Origin of the sequence: Draconibacterium sp. IB214405 (genome assembly GCF_033963885.1) — a bacterium.
Lineage (GTDB): Bacteria > Bacteroidota > Bacteroidia > Bacteroidales > Prolixibacteraceae > Draconibacterium.
Genome location: NZ_JAXBMA010000005.1, coordinates 88,412 through 104,965, shown reverse-complemented (window position 1 = coordinate 104,965; position 16,554 = coordinate 88,412). Strand labels below are relative to the sequence as shown.

At 40.4% G+C, this 16,554-nt stretch carries 16 protein-coding genes and 1 riboswitch; of the genes, 11 read left to right on the top strand and 5 right to left on the bottom strand.

Annotated elements, in window-relative coordinates; translation table 11 throughout:
- Window positions 1–17 precede the first annotated feature (17 nt).
- Entirely contained in the window at window positions 18–1,028 is a 1,011-nt protein-coding gene (locus tag SLH46_RS17930) for a FecCD family ABC transporter permease (protein ID WP_320282592.1), read from the top strand.
- Window position 1,029: 1 nt separating this feature from the next.
- On the top strand, window positions 1,030–1,830 hold the full coding sequence (locus SLH46_RS17925) for an ABC transporter ATP-binding protein (protein ID WP_320282591.1): 801 nt from the start codon (window positions 1,030–1,032) through the stop codon (window positions 1,828–1,830).
- A gap of 10 nt (window positions 1,831–1,840) precedes the next feature.
- Here the strand turns inward: SLH46_RS17925 and SLH46_RS17920 are convergent, their stop codons facing one another.
- Window positions 1,841–1,999 (bottom strand): hypothetical protein, encoded by a 159-nt coding sequence (locus SLH46_RS17920; protein WP_320282590.1) that lies wholly within the window; start codon window positions 1,997–1,999, stop codon window positions 1,841–1,843.
- Between the two features lie 264 nt (window positions 2,000–2,263).
- A riboswitch (cobalamin riboswitch) is annotated at window positions 2,264–2,481 on the top strand.
- A gap of 78 nt (window positions 2,482–2,559) precedes the next feature.
- On the opposite strand from SLH46_RS17920, the gene SLH46_RS17915 reads away from it, so the two are divergent.
- The 8 genes from SLH46_RS17915 to cbiB all read left to right on the top strand — a co-directional run bounded on the left by SLH46_RS17915 (window position 2,560) and on the right by cbiB (window position 11,292).
- Window positions 2,560–4,494 carry a TonB-dependent receptor gene (locus SLH46_RS17915; protein ID WP_320282589.1) on the top strand — a complete coding sequence of 645 codons (1,935 nt, stop codon included), beginning with the start codon at window positions 2,560–2,562 and terminating at the stop codon, window positions 4,492–4,494.
- A gap of 15 nt (window positions 4,495–4,509) precedes the next feature.
- Window positions 4,510–5,817: a PKD domain-containing protein gene (locus SLH46_RS17910; protein ID WP_320282588.1), complete on the top strand. Its 1,308-nt coding sequence runs from the start codon at window positions 4,510–4,512 to the stop codon at window positions 5,815–5,817.
- A 99-nt stretch (window positions 5,818–5,916) separates the two neighbouring features.
- Window positions 5,917–6,444, top strand: a complete 528-nt coding sequence (gene cobU / locus SLH46_RS17905) for a bifunctional adenosylcobinamide kinase/adenosylcobinamide-phosphate guanylyltransferase (protein WP_320282587.1) — start codon at window positions 5,917–5,919, stop codon at window positions 6,442–6,444.
- Window positions 6,445–6,574: 130 nt separating this feature from the next.
- Window positions 6,575–7,579 carry a nicotinate-nucleotide--dimethylbenzimidazole phosphoribosyltransferase gene (cobT, locus tag SLH46_RS17900; RefSeq protein WP_320282586.1) on the top strand — a complete coding sequence of 335 codons (1,005 nt, stop codon included), beginning with the start codon at window positions 6,575–6,577 and terminating at the stop codon, window positions 7,577–7,579.
- 19 nt (window positions 7,580–7,598) lie between these two features.
- On the top strand, window positions 7,599–8,360 hold the full coding sequence (locus SLH46_RS17895) for an adenosylcobinamide-GDP ribazoletransferase (RefSeq protein ID WP_320282585.1): 762 nt from the start codon (window positions 7,599–7,601) through the stop codon (window positions 8,358–8,360).
- Window positions 8,357–8,905 carry an alpha-ribazole phosphatase gene (gene cobC / locus SLH46_RS17890; protein WP_320282584.1) on the top strand — a complete coding sequence of 183 codons (549 nt, stop codon included), beginning with the start codon at window positions 8,357–8,359 and terminating at the stop codon, window positions 8,903–8,905. Before SLH46_RS17895 ends, cobC begins: the two co-directional genes overlap by 4 nt.
- On the top strand, window positions 8,898–10,373 hold the full coding sequence (locus SLH46_RS17885; protein WP_320282583.1) for a cobyric acid synthase: 1,476 nt from the start codon (window positions 8,898–8,900) through the stop codon (window positions 10,371–10,373). Before cobC ends, SLH46_RS17885 begins: the two co-directional genes overlap by 8 nt.
- Entirely contained in the window at window positions 10,366–11,292 is a 927-nt protein-coding gene (gene cbiB, locus SLH46_RS17880; RefSeq protein ID WP_320282582.1) for an adenosylcobinamide-phosphate synthase CbiB, read from the top strand. The genes SLH46_RS17885 and cbiB overlap by 8 nt, the downstream gene beginning before the upstream one ends.
- 1,456 nt (window positions 11,293–12,748) lie before the next feature.
- Here cbiB and floA read toward each other — a convergent pair.
- The 4 genes from floA to SLH46_RS17860 are packed head-to-tail and all read right to left on the bottom strand — an operon-like array spanning window position 12,749 to window position 15,929.
- The gene (floA, locus tag SLH46_RS17875; RefSeq protein WP_320282581.1) at window positions 12,749–13,732 is read right to left on the bottom strand and encodes a flotillin-like protein FloA; all 984 of its coding nucleotides are present in this window, start codon (window positions 13,730–13,732) and stop codon (window positions 12,749–12,751) included.
- A 3-nt stretch (window positions 13,733–13,735) separates the two neighbouring features.
- A complete protein-coding gene (locus SLH46_RS17870; RefSeq protein ID WP_320282580.1) occupies window positions 13,736–14,206 on the bottom strand; it encodes an NfeD family protein in 471 nt (156 codons plus the stop codon).
- Window positions 14,207–14,211: 5 nt separating this feature from the next.
- Window positions 14,212–14,490 carry an ATP-dependent Clp protease adaptor ClpS gene (locus tag SLH46_RS17865; protein WP_320282579.1) on the bottom strand — a complete coding sequence of 93 codons (279 nt, stop codon included), beginning with the start codon at window positions 14,488–14,490 and terminating at the stop codon, window positions 14,212–14,214.
- Window positions 14,487–15,929 (bottom strand): SPOR domain-containing protein, encoded by a 1,443-nt coding sequence (locus SLH46_RS17860; protein WP_320282578.1) that lies wholly within the window; start codon window positions 15,927–15,929, stop codon window positions 14,487–14,489. The genes SLH46_RS17865 and SLH46_RS17860 overlap by 4 nt, the downstream gene beginning before the upstream one ends.
- A 154-nt stretch (window positions 15,930–16,083) precedes the next feature.
- On the opposite strand from SLH46_RS17860, the gene bcp reads away from it, so the two are divergent.
- Complete coding sequence (gene bcp, locus SLH46_RS17855; protein WP_320282577.1) at window positions 16,084–16,548, top strand: thioredoxin-dependent thiol peroxidase; 465 nt, start codon at window positions 16,084–16,086, stop codon at window positions 16,546–16,548.
- Window positions 16,549–16,554: the final 6 nt, after the last annotated feature.

The following is a 16,554-nucleotide window of genomic DNA, read 5'->3' as shown; positions in this document are numbered from 1 at the left end:
ACGATATTTAAAGAAGAATGAACAGCAAATATTTAAAATGGATACTTTTTTTAGCCGCACTTATCGTATTGTTGCTGGTGTCTGTTTTGTTTTCATTATCGGCCGGCGAGGTTAAAATTTCTTTTTCGCAATTGCCACAAATCTTATCCGATAAAACCAGCATCGAATACATGGTTTTATCAAAGATTCGTGTACCTAGAATATTGCTCGCCATTGGAGTTGGAGGAGCTTTAAGTCTATCGGGTGTTGTATTGCAGGGCATTTACCGCAATCCACTGGTTGAACCATATACACTTGGTATTTCGGGTGGAGCTGCGTTGGGTGTGGCTATTGCCATTGTTTTCGGACTGAATACTTTGAGCTTTTATTCGCTTCCTGCATTTGGTTTTATAGGAGCGCTTGTTACCTTGTTTGTGGTTTATTTTTTAAGTTCAAAAAGAGGAGGTTTAAGCGTAAACAGTATGTTGCTGATTGGAGTGATGGTAAGTTTTATATCCTCTTCAGCGATGATGTTTTTAATGTCGATATCTACCTCCGAGAACCTGCATAACATTGTCTTTTGGGTGATGGGCTCGCTGGATGAATCAAACAATTCATTGATTGCAATTGCTTTATATTCTTCGTTAGCCGGATTGGCGATTTCGTACTTTTTTGCACAAACCTTAAATGCGCTCCGACTGGGAGAAGTAAAAGCTCGACACCTAGGAATTAACACCGGAGTAGCTATAAAATTGCTGTTTTTTGTGGCTTCCCTGCTCACCGGAATTGCAGTTTCGGTGGCCGGAGTTATTGGCTTTGTTGGTTTGGTAATTCCGCATGTTATACGATTGATTATTGGCAACGATTACCGGATTCTTTTGGCCGGTTCGTTTTTGGGAGGAGCAATTTTTCTGATTCTTTCCGACACGATTGCACGCACCATTATAGCTCCGAATGAGCTGCCAATTGGTGTAATAACCGGCTTTATCGGCGGATTGATTTTTATAGTTGTACTGAGTCGTTCAAAATCACACTTCAAACTGAATTAGCATGGAACAGTTTTTTCAGATAACTAATTTATCGTGCGGATATCCGGGAAAGTTTACTTTGGAGGATATCAATTTTACGATAGCCAAAGGTGATTTTGTAGGTATTATCGGTCCGAATGGATCGGGAAAAACTACCTTGTTCAGAGGTATTTCAGGGGAACTCCCTCCGTTAAAAGGTAAAATGGAACTAAACGGAACCGACACGCAAAAAATGAGCCTGAAACAACGTGCGCAAAATATTGCCATTGTTACCCAGAATATTGAAGTGGGGAGCATGACCGTTGAGGAATATGTGTTGATGGGTCGGATTCCGTATCACAAACAATTTCAGTTTTTCGAGACGAAAGAGGATTTTGCCATTGCCGACAAATACATGAAGTTAACCGGTGTTGACAAGCTCAGAGGAAAATATATGAATGCGTTGAGCGGTGGTGAGCAGCAACTGGCAGGAATTGCCCGGGCATTAACGCAGGAGCCCGATCTGCTTTTGCTCGACGAGCCAACTTCGCATTTAGATATTACACACCAGGTGCAAACACTGAATCTCATTCGTAGATTAAGCCGGGAACTGGGATTGACCGTTTTGATGATCATTCACGACCTGAACCTGGCCGGTGAATACTGCGACTCGTTGATTATGATGCAAAAGGGAAGTCTTCGTAAGAAAGGTTTGCCAACCGAGGTGCTCAATTATAAAGACATTGAAGCAGTTTACGAAACCGTTGTAGTGGTGCGTACCAACCCCATCTCAAATAAACCGGTGGTATTTTTGGTATCGGAGGAGGTGATCGAAAAAAGTTGATTCCGAAAAATTATCTCACGCGTATCGGTTGATAAACCAGCATGGTTTGCAACGATTCCTGCTCCAATGGTTCTTCGCGTTCAATTTCCCGGATAAAACGAGTCATTAAATTGTTACGTTTAATCGTATTTATGAATTCTCTTCGATTATTTCTTTTACTTGCTTTCATGTCTTCTATTTTTTTGTTTGAGTAGCACTAAACAACTTGTGTGCAAATATTTAGATCATTTGGATTTTTTCAGGAATTTTAAACTTTTTTAGAATTCGTTGGAGTGTGCTAATTTTTTCTTAATTCACGATTCAGCTTTGTGTTCTTCTTTTAATGAGCAGTGTGTCAGTGATGTAGAGGGGTTTTTCACATGCTGTTAGTAAGTGCTGGCAATTTCCTGCGTATCTTTTTCAATAAAATCATTGTTGTTAAAAAATGTCACTATCTTTGTCGGTGAATTTAGGTTCTTAAAATTTCTGTATCAGAAATAAGATGAAAAGGGAATCCGGTTAAAAACCGGAGCTGTACCCGCAGCTGTAAGTCCTATCCGTCGGTTGACGGATCGTGTTATTGAACCAGAAGCCACTTCGCGTGAGAATTGCGAGGGAAGGCATCAATAACCGGGATGAGCCAGAAGACCTGCCATAAATTCAACAGTATAAATTAAGCTTCGGGATAAAAGCTTGAGAAATATATCCGTATTTTTCACCGATTTATCCAAAGCTCCTTAAAAGTTGTGAATGAGGAGGTTTGTAGTTATAGGAATTGTTTTGTGGGCGCTGGCTCAAAATGTAGTTGCGCAGCAACCTTTTACAGTGTTTGATACCGTTCAGGTAGAAGAAGTAGTGAGTTATGGAAAGCTTCAGAAATACCAATCGGGTGCAAAAATTGAACGTATTAACGCCCGGCAGTTTTCGCTGGGGCAAGATGGAAATCTGGAGCAATTGCTTTCGCGCAGTTTGCCCATTGCTTTTAAAACCAATGCAGGTGGTTTAGCCACCATTCGTATCCGTGGTTCGGCACCCGATCATACCAGTTTTAATTTTGGCGGAATAAATATTAACTCGCTCACGCTGGGTCACTCCAACGTAAATAATGTGCCCATTTATTTGTTCGATAATATTGGGGTGCAGTTTGGAAGTGCGAGTTCTGTAAATGGTTCGGGAAGTATTGGGGGCGCCATTCATTTGGGGCTGCAAAACAACTGGACCAAAGGTTTTAAGGCAGAAGCCCGCGTTGCAAATGGCTCGTTTGGTGAGCAATTGTACGGTACAAAACTCTTTTATGGAAACGGTAAGTTTGAAGGCGTTACGCGTGCTTACTATTATTCCAAAAAGAATGACTTTAAATTTTTGAATCCCAACTACCGCGATTTTGAAAACGACATTTTTGAAATAGAAGATACGCAGCACAATGCCAATATCGAAAACATGGGTTTGCTGCAGGAGCTGAATTATAAGTTCAATATGGACGAGTTTTTCATCTTTAATGTTTGGCTGGAAAAAGACTGGCATTTAGTTCAGCAAAATATGCAAACGAATTTGAATAATCCGGATTTAAAAGAACAGTACAATGATGATCATGTGCGTGTTTGGACCGGTTACAAAAACCGAAAAAATCCTTTCAAATTCGAAATAAACGGAGGTTATGTTTATGACAATGCCGTTAGCAACGAAAACACATCCGATACCATTTCAACCCAACGCATAATTGGCGAGGCGTTTATCGAGCACGATTTTTCGCCCAATGCCAGCTACAAAGCCGGAGCTAAAGCTACCCGAATCTATCCGTCGGTTTATGCCTATTCAAAATCGCTGGATCATGAAGACCGGGTAGACTTGTATGCTTCGTACTATCAACGTTTTTTTAACCGTTTAACCACCACCCTGAACTTACGCTATGGTTACGTTACCGATTTTGATGTGCCCTTTACGCCGTCGTTCGGACTGAATTACCTGGCGCTGTCGACCGAAAAGTACGTGCTTCGTTTTACCGGAAATGTTGCGCGAAGTTATCGTGTCCCAACCTTTAACGACCGTTTTTGGGTGCCCGGCGGAAATCCTGATCTCGATCCGGAAAAAGGAATGAATTATGAGTTGGGGAGTAAATGGAGTTACTGCGACGGAACTTTATCGGGAAATGTAAAACTGAATGCCTTTCTGATGAATGTTGACGACTGGATACTCTGGAAAAACGGTGGTGCATACTGGTATGCCGCCAATGTGCAAAAAGTACAAAGCAAAGGTCTTGAATTAATGACCGATTGGGATTACACTGTTTTTGGTCTGAAAGCAAACTCAGGATTGAACTATACCTATACTTCTGCACAGCGAAAAGAATCGGAAAACAATACAAATGCACTTAACCGTCAGTTAGAATATGTGCCACTACATTCCGGTAACTTTTTCACCACCGTAGCCTACAATAAATTCGACTTTACCGTTGATGGAAGCTACACCGACGAGCAATTTACCGATGAAGAGGAAAAGAATATTCTCGATGCTTATTTCCTGATGAACGTGGCGGTTGGATACAACTGGAAGATTGACGAACAGAATCAAATTAGAATTAACGGAATCATCAATAACGTACTCGACACCGATTATCAGTCGAGTTGGGGCTATGCAATGCCCGGCATAGCTTATCGATTAAGTATTACATATAAATTCAAATAGCAAACGATTAACAAAATGAAAAACCGATTTAAAATTTTAACGTTTTCGGCGGTGTTGGCAATTGCCTTTACTGCCTGCAATGACGATGATCCGGCAAATGTTGCTGCCGGTTTTACAATCACTCCTGAAGATAATATTCAGGTTGGCGATACTGTATTTTTCTCGAATACATCAACAGAGGCACTTACTTTCGTATGGAGTTTTGGTGATGGAGAAACTTCAACTGAAGCTGATCCTTTCCATATATACAACGAGCCGGGTGTTTATGATGTAACGCTGGTTGCTGCAAATGGCGATTTGACTGACATGATTAGCAGACAGGTTAATGTTGCCGCCGACCTGACTTACATAATTAATTACGGAAGTTACTCGGGCGATAAAGCCACTGTTTCGGCTTACAACAAATATACCGACGAGGTTATTAACGAGTATTATACTTCTGTAAATGGCGTAAATATGGTGTCGAATGTGCAGTATGCGTACAACTACAACGGCAATATTTACATGATGGGAAATAATTCGGATCAGGTATTTTGGGTTGACAACAAGACTTTTGAGCAAACGTCGAACGCAATTACTGAAGGAATTGTTAAACCGCGTTATTGTGTCGGTCAGGATGATTACCTGTATGTTTCCTGCTGGGGTGGCGATATTTGGGCTGATGAGTCATTGTCTTACATTGCAAAAATTGATCTTTCATCAAAAACTGTTGAAAGCACAATTGTTTTGCCCGGTGGTCCTGAAGGATTAGAGATCGCGAATGACAAACTGTATGCGGCTTTAAATTATAAAGATAGTGTTGCGGTTATCGATTTGAACACTGATGCGGTTTCGTATATTGAAACTCCTGCCGTTAGTTCTTACTTTTTGAAAGACGCAAGCGAAAATCTGTATGTTTCGTTTGTGAGTACTTTCAGCGATTATTCTGAATCTGCCGGATTAGGATACATTAATACTACCAACAACGAGCTGGAAGCAACTTATGTTTTGCCGGGAGTTAGCACTTCGTATGTTAACCTTTTGGAGCCAAATGCCGACTTCTCAAAACTGTATTTAATGACTTCGGCATACGATGCCAACTGGAATCTTAGTGGTGCGGTTGCTGTTTTCGATGTGGCTGCCAAATCGTTCGAATCCGAAAACCTTATTGAAGGAGTACTTGGTTTAAATGGTGTAGCTTTTTACGACGGAAAACTATTCACATTTGTATCGGAGAGCGCCACCAGTAACGGGAAAGTGGTTACTTACCTGCCCGACGGAACACAATTAAGTGAGTACGAAACAGGTATTTCTCCATTCATGTTGTTAGAAATTGAAAATTGACAAAATAGATTTTGCTCTATGACGCACAATATTGTGCATTGTTATGTTGAAAACCCTCGGCTTGTTGAAGTTGGGGGTTTATTTTACAAATTCTAATTAATGGCACAAATTACATTTATAACGGGCGGTCAACGATCGGGGAAAAGCAGTTTTGCGCAGAAACGTGCTGAAGAGAATTCGGATGCTCCGGTTTATTTGGCAACCGCACACATTTGGGACGAAGATTTTCATAATCGGGTAAAACGTCATCAGTCTGATCGTTGTGGGAAATGGACGACCATCGAGGAAGAGATTGAAATCAGCAAACACGACCTAGCCGGAAAAACGGTTATACTTGATTGTGTTACACTGTGGCTGACCAACATCTTTTATCAGAACAAAAATGATGTAGATACCAGTCTTGAAATAGCTAAACGTGAATGGGATAAATTTATCAATCAGGAAATGGAGCTTTTTGTAGTAAGTAATGAATTGGGAATGGGAGTTCACCCTGAAAATGAAATTGCCCGCAAGTTTGCCGATCTGCAAGGCTGGATGAACCAGTACATTGCCAAAACTGCCAACGAAGTCTTTCTGATGGTTTCCGGAATTCCTGTGCAAGTCAAACGAATTTCGAATGATGATTAACGAATTAAGATTTCAGGTTGAATATGCAGTAGGCAAAAACAATAGGCAAATTGTACTGTGCCCAATGTGCCTATTAGTATTCAAAATTAAGTAGTGCTTATCCGCGTAATCTGCGAGAAAAAATAAAACTATGACCTTAAAAGATCAACTTCAACATAAAATTGATAACAAAACCAAGCCGCTCGGATCGCTTGGATTGCTTGAAGAACTGGCCCTGAAAATCGGGTTGGTACAAAATACACTATCTCCCAAAATTGAAAAACAGGCACATCTTGTTTTCGCTGCCGACCATGGTTTGGCTGACGAAGGAATCAGTCCATACCCAAAAGATGTCACCTGGCAAATGGTGATGAACTTCTGTGCAGGCGGCGCATCAATAAACGTTTTTTGCCGTCAGAATGAGATGGAGCTAAAAGTTTACGATGTAGGTGTTGACTACAATTTCACTGACGAACTTCCGGTGATTAATGCAAAAGTTGCAAACGGAAGTCGTAATATGCGAAAAGAGCCAGCCATGACATCTGAAGAATGTAATGCTGCTATGGAAGTTGGTGCAATAGCTGTTCGCGAACAGGTTGCCATAGGTTGCAATACTATCGGTTGTGGCGAAATGGGAATTGGAAATACCTCGCCCTCGTCATTACTGATGCACAAATTTACCGGCCTTTCTATAGAAGATTGTACCGGTCGTGGCTCGGGTTTGGGAGATCAGCAGGTAGATCGTAAAACAAAAATTCTAAAAGAAATTGCAGAAAAATACACTCCGGCCACTCCTGAAGAAATTCTGGCAACATTCGGCGGACTCGAAATTGCGGCAATGACAGGAGCTTACCTGGAAGCAAAAAAGCAAAATATGCTGATTCTTATCGACGGTTTTATTGCAACGGCTGCCGTGCTTACTGCTATTCAAATAGAGCCTTCTGTTAAAGATAATTGTATCTTTTGCCACAGTTCCGATGAAAAAGGCCATAAACTGATGTTGGAGCATCTTGGCGTAAAACCATTGCTACAGTTGGGAATGCGACTGGGCGAAGGAACTGGAGTTGCTGTCGCGATGCCATTAATACATTCGGCAGTTAATTTTCTGAATGAAATGAGCAGTATGGAAGATGCCGGGGTGAGCAATAAAGATTAATCGGTGGAAAACCAGCAATATGAAAAACGAAATAAAAATATTCCTCACAGCCCTAATGTTTTACACCCGTATTCCTGTTGGGCAAATTGAAGGTTGGTCGGAAAGAATGCTTAACAAATCGACACGCTACTTTCCGGTAATCGGATGGCTTGTTGGAGGAGTTGCAGCATTGGTTTTTTCACTTGTTGGGACGGTGTTGCCTGTTACGTTGGCAATAGCGCTCAGTATGGTAGCCACAATTCTGCTGACAGGTGCCTTTCATGAGGATGGTTTTGCCGATTTCTGCGATGGTTTTGGTGGCGGTTACACGCCCGAACGAATACTGGAAATTATGAAAGACAGCCGGATCGGTACCTACGGAACAGTAGGGCTCTTGTCGGTTCTGGCTATAAAATTTTTGGCGCTGTCGCATCTCGATGCCGTTAGAATACCATTCATTTTAATTGCAGGTCATGCGCTAAGTCGTATCTTTCCGGTGTTGCTGATCTATTCTTCTGGTTATGCACGTCTGGATGCCAGCAGTAAAACCAAACCGGTAGGAAAGGCAGATTCCTTATTCTCTTTGCTTTTCGCTTTGGTTACCGGAGCATTATCTTTGTTATTCTTCAACTGGCAGGAAATCGTTTTGGTCGTTGCTGTTTTGCTCATTGTAACCTTTTTCTTTCGGAATTATATTACGCGTAAATTAGGCGGGTACACCGGGGATGTATTAGGAGCTCTCCAGCAACTTTGCGAAGTGTTTTTTTATCTGTGTATTCTTGCTTATCAGAATATAGTATGAAGTTTTATGCGATTCGACATACCAGCGTTGATGTAAAGCCAGGCATTTGTTATGGACAAACGGATGTTGATGTAGCCGTTACGTATGAGGAAGAACAAAAACGTCTGGCAAAAGAATTGGAACCGATAAATTTTGAAAAGATTTGGTCGAGTCCGCTACTGCGTTGCCGAAAACTGGCCGAAAGTCTTTTTCCGAATGAGGAAATACATTTTGATTCGCGTTTAAAAGAATTAAATTTTGGCGATTGGGAAATGTCTTCCTGGGATGAAATTTACGCCTGTCAAGAAGGAAAGATTTGGATGGATAATTACCAGGTATTGCCAACAAAGAATGGCGAATCGTACCCGGAAATGGTGGAACGAGTTTCTGACTTTGTGCGTGAAATAGAACAACTAAAAGTTGAGAATATTGCAGTTGTTGCTCATGCCGGGGTAATTCGCATATTAAAGAGTGTGATCGAAAAAATACCAATCTCCGAGCTTTTTGAAAATTTTAAACCGGCTTATGCCAGTGTTACCGTATTCGAAATAAATCAGAATGACTAAATCAAATACATACCGTCCGATAATGTTTGTGGGCACCGGCTCCGATGTCGGGAAAAGTGTTGTTAACGCGGGATTTTGCCGCATTTTTAAACAGGATGGTTTATCGCCCGCACCTTTCAAAGCACAAAACATGTCGTTGAATAGTTTCCCGACTGCTGATGGATTGGAAATTGGTCGTGCACAAGCCGTTCAGGCGGAGGCATGTGGTATTGATTGCCGGGTTGAAATGAATCCGGTGTTATTAAAACCAACGGGTTATATGGATTCGCAAATTGTACTGAACGGCAAACCCTGGGCAAACAAATCGGCTAAAGCTTATTTTAACGAAACCGATCGCGATTTTCTGTTCAATGAGGCGATGACTGCTTTTTCTCGTTTGGAAGGGGAGTTTAATCCGATCGTTGTCGAAGGGGCCGGAAGTATTTCGGAAGTAAATCTGTGGGAAAAAGATATTACCAATATGAGGGTGGCTGTTGAGAAAGATGCAGCAACTTACCTCATTGCTGATATCGACAAAGGCGGTGTGTTTGGGAGTGTTTACGGTACCATGTTGCTGTTGCCTGAGCAGGAGCGAAAACAGGTGAAAGGGATTTTAATCAATAAGTTCAGGGGCGATATCTCCCTGTTTGAGGATGGTGCTAAAAAACTGGAAGAGCTTTGTGGTGTGCCGGTTGTGGGTATCATTCCGCATTTCCGCGATATTTATATCGATGATGAGGATTCGGTGGTGGTCGACAAAAAGCAGTTTAAGGCTGTAGAGGGGAACACGAATATTGCCGTTGTCTTGCTGCGGCACATGTCAAACTTCACTGACTTTAATTTTCTCGAAAAACTACCGGAAGTTAATCTGTTTTATGCGGCTTCACCCGAAGATATCGATGAGGCTGATATTGTACTATTGCCCGGATCGAAAAATACCATTTCTGATATATTGTTTCTCCAAAAGCAGGGAATGGCAACGGCCGTGAAAAAAGCGCACGAACAGGGAAAGGCGGTTTACGGCATTTGTGGCGGTTTTCAAATGATGGGAGAGTGGATTGCTGATCCGCATCATGTAGAAGGGAAGATTGAAAGAGTACCGGGACTTGGAATTTTACCCGTAGAAACAATTCTCACCGAAGAAAAGGTGACCGAACAATGTACTTTTACTTTTCAAAATCAAGAGGAAGGAAAAGGCTACGAAATTCATATGGGCGAAACTCTTGCTAAACACGAAAGTCCTGCCTGCGTAATAAACGGAGCGAAACAGGACGGGTATTACCTGGATGAACGAACATGGGGAACATACATACATGGTATTTTCGATAATATAAGTGTGGTAAACCGGATTTTGAAAGAATCGGGGAAACAGGTTTCAACGCAAATGGATTTTCAGCAGTTTAAAGAGGAGCAATACGATAAGCTGGCCGCGCTGATAAGGGAAAATGTAGATATGGAATACATTTATAAATCCATGGAAATTGAATGAACATCTTGAACTAGTTATACCGCTTCTGGCCGGTTTTGCGCTCGACTGTCTCATTGGCGATCCACATTTTTTACCACATCCTATTCGTTTGTTTGGCAAAGTAATTTCTGTTGGAGTAGCAAAGTTAAACCGTGGTAGATATAGAAAGATAAAGGGAGCGGTTCTGGCTTCTTTTCTGATTCTATGTACTTACCTTCTTTTTAAACTAGGTTTGACAGCATTGTCAGCATATCAGGATCTGTTCCTCATTGCTTCTTCAATTTTAGTTTTCTATGGTTTAGCCAACCGCTCGCTTATTCAGGAATCATTACGAGTGATAATAAAATTGGAAAATGAAGGATTGGAAGCCGGCCGCCAACAATTGTCGATGATCGTCGGGCGCGAGACCACGCAGCTAAACAAAAACAAGATCAGAACTGCGGTTTTGGAAACGCTGGCTGAAAATCTCAGCGATGGCGTAATCGCTCCCTTGTTTTTTTATTTCATTGGTGGTGTTCCTGCCATGTTTGCGTATAAAATGGCGAATACACTCGATTCGATGATCGGCTATAAAAATGAACGTTACAAGGACTTTGGCTTTTTTGCTGCGAAATTGGATGATGTATTGAATTTTATTCCCGCACGTTTAACTGCTGTTATAATGGCTATCGTAAGTTTTAAGCTCAGGGCGATCAAATTCATTTTTAAATATGGGAGTAAACATTCGAGTACAAATGCAGGATATCCTGAGGCTGCACTAGCCGGGATACTCAATTGTCGTTTTGGCGGCCCTAACCGTTATCATGGTGTATTGGTTAACAAACCTTTTATTGGAATGAATCCAAGGCCGGTATCAGCGAATGATGTTTACAAAGCTTGCGTGATTAATGTGGCGGTAACGCTGGTGTTTATCGGAGTTTTTATTCTTTGGTTGGTATAAAATAAAAAAGGACGGGTCAACACCCATCCTTTTCGTCTAACTAAACCAATAAAACTAATCAAACCTAAACTTATGAACTAAAACTTATGCTACAAAGATAAGCTGAATAGGTGAGTTAAAAGTTAATCAAATGTTAAGTGTTGTGATGTCTAATTGTAATAATTTATGGCCGATAGGTTTTGTTTATGCCTTGCAGTGTCGTAGAATAGTGACAAAAAGATTGTGAAAGATTAATGAGGTGGCAAAATGATAATGGGCAAAATGTGTGGAAACAAAAAAAGGACGGGTCAACACCCATCCTTTTCACTAACTAAACCAATAAAACTAATCAAACCTAAACTTATGAACTAAATTTGTACTACAAATGTACGGCGTATTATTGAATGGAAGGTTACGTCAATGTTAAAAAGTATGCTCTATAACATATTTTAACTCTATGGGGCATCAATCAAATCTATTCTGAGAATTTTCTGGGGAAATGTAAAAGTTACTGTTATTGGTGTGTTGAGGTGTAAAATAAAAAAAGGATAGGTCAACACCTATCCTTTTCACTAACTAAACCAATAAAACTAATCAAACCTAAACTTATGAACTAAACTTGTAGTACAAATGTAAGCTGTATTTCTGACAATAAGGTTACCGGAATGTTAAAATGTATGCTCTATAACATATTTTAACTCTATGGTGAATCGATGAAATCTATGACCTCAAAATAGTATACCAGCTTTTTGTTTTTACTGATAATCCGGAATGGTTGATAATAAAGCGTTTTGAGGAAATGTTGATTTATTTAGAAGTAATAATTCTATGAAGAATAGAGAAGATAGGAGTGTCTCACCAGTGTTATATCGAATGTTAAGATAGCGTTAGGAGGTTTTAAAACTTACACTGTGATTTTTATTTTGATGAATCTGTCCGGTTTGGAATCCTGTATATTCAGAGCTGAAGAAATTTACGGATTGGTATAAAATAAAAAAGGACAGGTCAACACCTATCCTTTTCACTAACTAAACCAATAAAACTAATCAAACCTAAACTTATGAACTAAAACTTATGCTACAAAGGTAAGGCGGTTGTGTAAATTAGAAGTTACGCCAATGTTAAAAAATGTGTTTTATAACATATTTTAAATCTATGGGGACTTCAAGAAAATCTATTGAGTGGAGTTTGATTGCGATTGTAGGTTGAATATTTCTGGCTGAAATTTGAAAGAAAAAAAGGACAGGTCAATACCTATCCTTTTCACTAACTAAACCAATAAAACTAATCAAACCTAAACCTATGAACTAAAACTTATGCTGCAAAGATATGCTCAAAAATGTTCTCGGCGAATGCAATTTGCAGGAAAATGTGTTCTAGAGCATGTTTTTTAACAAACGCTTAAACTTAAAATTTAAGCCTAAAAAAAGCCCGAAATTCATAGAATAACGGGCTCTTCTACTGGTTGTGATTTGTTTTATTCGTCTTTGTTTTTGCCTTTGTCCTCGTCTGCAATTGACTCACGCATAGACGTATCGGCCATAATGTTCTTGTATTTCATGTAATCCATAATACCCAGATTGCCACTGCGGAAGGCTTCTGAAATGGCAAGCGGTACCTGAACTTCCGCCTCAATAACTTTTGCACGCGCCTCTTGTGCTTTTGCGATCATTTCTTGTTCAAGCGCAATTGCCATCGCACGGCGCTCTTCTGCTTTCGCCTGCGCAATATTTTTATCCGCTTCGGCCTGGTCGATCTGCAGAACTGCCCCAATGTTTTTACCTATGTCGATGTCGGCGATATCAATCGATAAGATCTCAAATGCTGTTCCTGCATCCAATCCTTTTTCAAGTACTACACGCGATATAAAGTCAGGATTTTCCAACACTGCTTTGTGCGAGTGCGAAGAACCAATTGAAGATACAATACCTTCACCAACACGTGCAAGAACCGTTTCTTCGCCGGCACCACCAACCAGTTGTTTGATGCTTGCCCGAACGGTAACACGGGCTTTTGCAATCAACTGAATACCATCTTTCGCAACAGCGGTTACAGGAGGTGTGTTAATTACTTTTGGATTTACCGACATTTGTACAGCTTCAAAAACATCGCGTCCTGCAAGGTCGATGGCTGTTGCCATATTAAATGGCAATTCGATATTTGCTTTTGATGCCGAAACAAGTGCGTGTACAACATTTGCCACATGACCACCGGCCAGGTAGTGCGCTTCAAGCGCATCGCGACTTAAGGGAACATCGGCTTTGGTACCTTCGATTAGTGCGCGAACGATCACCCCCGGAGGAACTTTTCGGAAACGCATCAAGAATAATTGGATGAGCGAAATTCGTACGCCCGATACCAATGCTGAAAACCATAATCCTATTGGGATAAAATAAAGAATTATAAAAAGTAATACGATTGCCCCGATGATTAATCCCCAGGTACCTGCTGCTTCTGCCATGTTTTATTTCTTTAAAGGTTCAACTATAATTTTATTGGATTCAATTTTTAAAACCCGAATTTCGGTATTGTGATCGATAAAGTTTCCTGTTGATTGTGCTTCCACCATTTCTCCGTTTACTTTAACCTTGCCCATTGGTGCCAGGCGGCCAATCGCTTTTCCGGTATCGCCCACAACAATTTTCTCCTTATTAATAAGGTCAACTTTTCCGTCGATATTTTTTTCAAGGATCATTTTTTTGCCGGTCCGCGATTTAAAGAAGTAATAGACCATTGCCGGTGCCAGAATAAGCACAATTGCCAGCGTTATAAATCCCGGAATTACTCCGTACTCTGCAAAGGCTACATAAACTGCTCCTCCTAAAAGAAGAAAACCACCAATTCCGGCAATTGTAACGCCCGGAATCACCGCAAATTCAATCAGCAATAACAGCAGGCCGAGAAGAATGAGTAAAATAATCGCAAGAATGCTCATATGTTTTAGTCAATAGTTGCGTTTAATTCGCGTTCAATCAGTGCATCTTTCATTGGTTTTAGTGCATCGAATGCTCCTTTTTTAACATCGCATTTTCCTTTGTAATGAACCAGCATTGTACATTGTGTAGCCTGTTCGTAACCGTGGTTGCACACATCAATTAAAGCATCGATAACATAATCGAAAGTATGAACATCGTCGTTATGCAAAGTCAGAAAATTTTCTTCAACAACTCCTTCTCTGAAATCTCCGGTTGGGATCTTTTTTGTCTCTTTCTGCGTCATTTGTCGTTTTCTATTTCTTTTGCTTCTTTCAAAGTTATTCTTTTTCCGTTAAAATACGGCACTACAAAAGCATCATCTACACCTTCCTGTCGTACTTGTTCCTGCATTTTTAATGCATCATCGTAATTGCTTAGGTTTCCGGTGGTGTAAACCACAATACCTTTGTCGTCAGTGTAATTCTCAATTTTACGAATATAAGATAACTTGTCGAATAATCGTTTAACGTACGAAGGTAAGCCGCGACTATACGCACCCAGCTGGATTTTATAGATCAATTCATCCTCGTTGGCGCCGTTCGTTTCATTGGTAATAATTCCACTCGCCGGCGCAATGGACGGGCTAATAAAAATAATCGAATCCGGCTCTTCCGGTGCTGTCATTTCGTGCAGTGCACTGTTGTAGGCAGCAAACTCTTCCCTGAAAGTCTGTTTCTCATCCGGAGTGGCCTTTTGCCAAAACGCATCCTCTTCCTGTTGCGCTTTAATAAGTAACGCAGCCGACTCGTCTCTTAACTGGTAAATACCGGTTTCTTTTTCGAGAATAACTTTTCCTAACGATTGTTTTTCGCTGTATGATGAGGTTGCTCCGTATTTTTTCCGGAGTTCATCGGTTTCTACTGTCGTTTTATCCAGCTCTTTTTGTTTTGAGCTTCCTTCGTTGTAAAATTTTAATCCTTTTTTGGTTTTAAAGAAAGTGGTATCGGGGTAAGTAATCTCGGCATTTACCACAAAATTTATAGGTTCTTTAATAACTCTCGGCGACGGCTCCTCAATTACAGGTTCTGCTTCCATTGAATCTATTAAAGCTGAATCGGCAGGAATTGAATCGATCGTAGCCTCGTAATCAACAGAATCATTCATTTCAATGCTTGCCATGGTTTCTCCGATAACGGGATTAAACGGTTCCGGTTCAGTTTCGCGGGGGACAGGAGTTGGCAGCACATCGGAAGTAGCTGTTTCTGTGGTTGCAGTGGTTTCTTCGGCTGCCTCGAACGGATTAATTTTGTCGCGGCATTGTTGCATTTTTTCTGCCAGTTTTACCTCTTGTTTGGTTTCTTCGTCTGCTTTATCACCAAAAAGCTTGTAATAATTTAACGCCTCGCTCCAACGGTTTTTAGCGTGGTACTGCACAGCAATATAATAATCAGTTTTTAGCGGCGATTCACCCAGGCTACCATTCAAAAGGTAAATGATTTCATTTGTTCCGTAATGCCCGTTTTCTGTTCGGCAGGCACCATAATAGTAATTAACCATCAGGTGGTCAGGTTTTTCATCCAACAGTTTTTTCAGGATAACTTCGGCATCCTCGTATTGACCATTGTCGAATAAACGAATGGCCTCCGACAGCGGATTTTCCTGGTTTCCTCCAAAAACTTTATTGGACGCAAACAAAAAAATAAAGAATATTGTTAGTAGAGCTAAAACCTTTCTAAAAATCATAGTAAAAGAGGTATTTCTTTTTCGTGATGTAAAGCTACAAAAAATGTACTTTTTCAGAGATTAAATTATACTGAAGTAGCAGCTAAGATAAAGAATGGAACTGAGATTTATCATTTATTAAACTATATTTGTAGAATTGAATAATTCGTAAAACATGGCAAATTTGAAAGTTGGAGATAAGGCACCTGAATTTGAAGGTGTCAATCAAAATGGAGAGAAGATCGCCTTAAAAGATTTTGCGGGGAAGAAGTTAATTCTTTATTTCTACCCAAAAGACAATACACCCGGATGTACAGCCGAATCATGTAATTTAAACGACAATTACGATGCCTGGTTGGAAAAAGGTTTCGACGTGGTAGGAGTGAGCCCCGACAGTGAAAAATCGCATCAGAAATTTATTGAAAAATTTGGCTTTAAATTTAATCTGATCGCTGATACTGAAAAGGAAATTCTGCAAGCTTACGGTGCCTGGGGATTGAAAAAACTGTACGGAAAAGAATATATGGGTGTTTTACGAAAAACATTTGTTATTGACGAAGCAGGCGTAATCGTCGAAATTTTTGAAAAAGTTCAAACAAAAGACCACACAAATCAAATCATTCAAACTTTAAATTTATAACCTGTC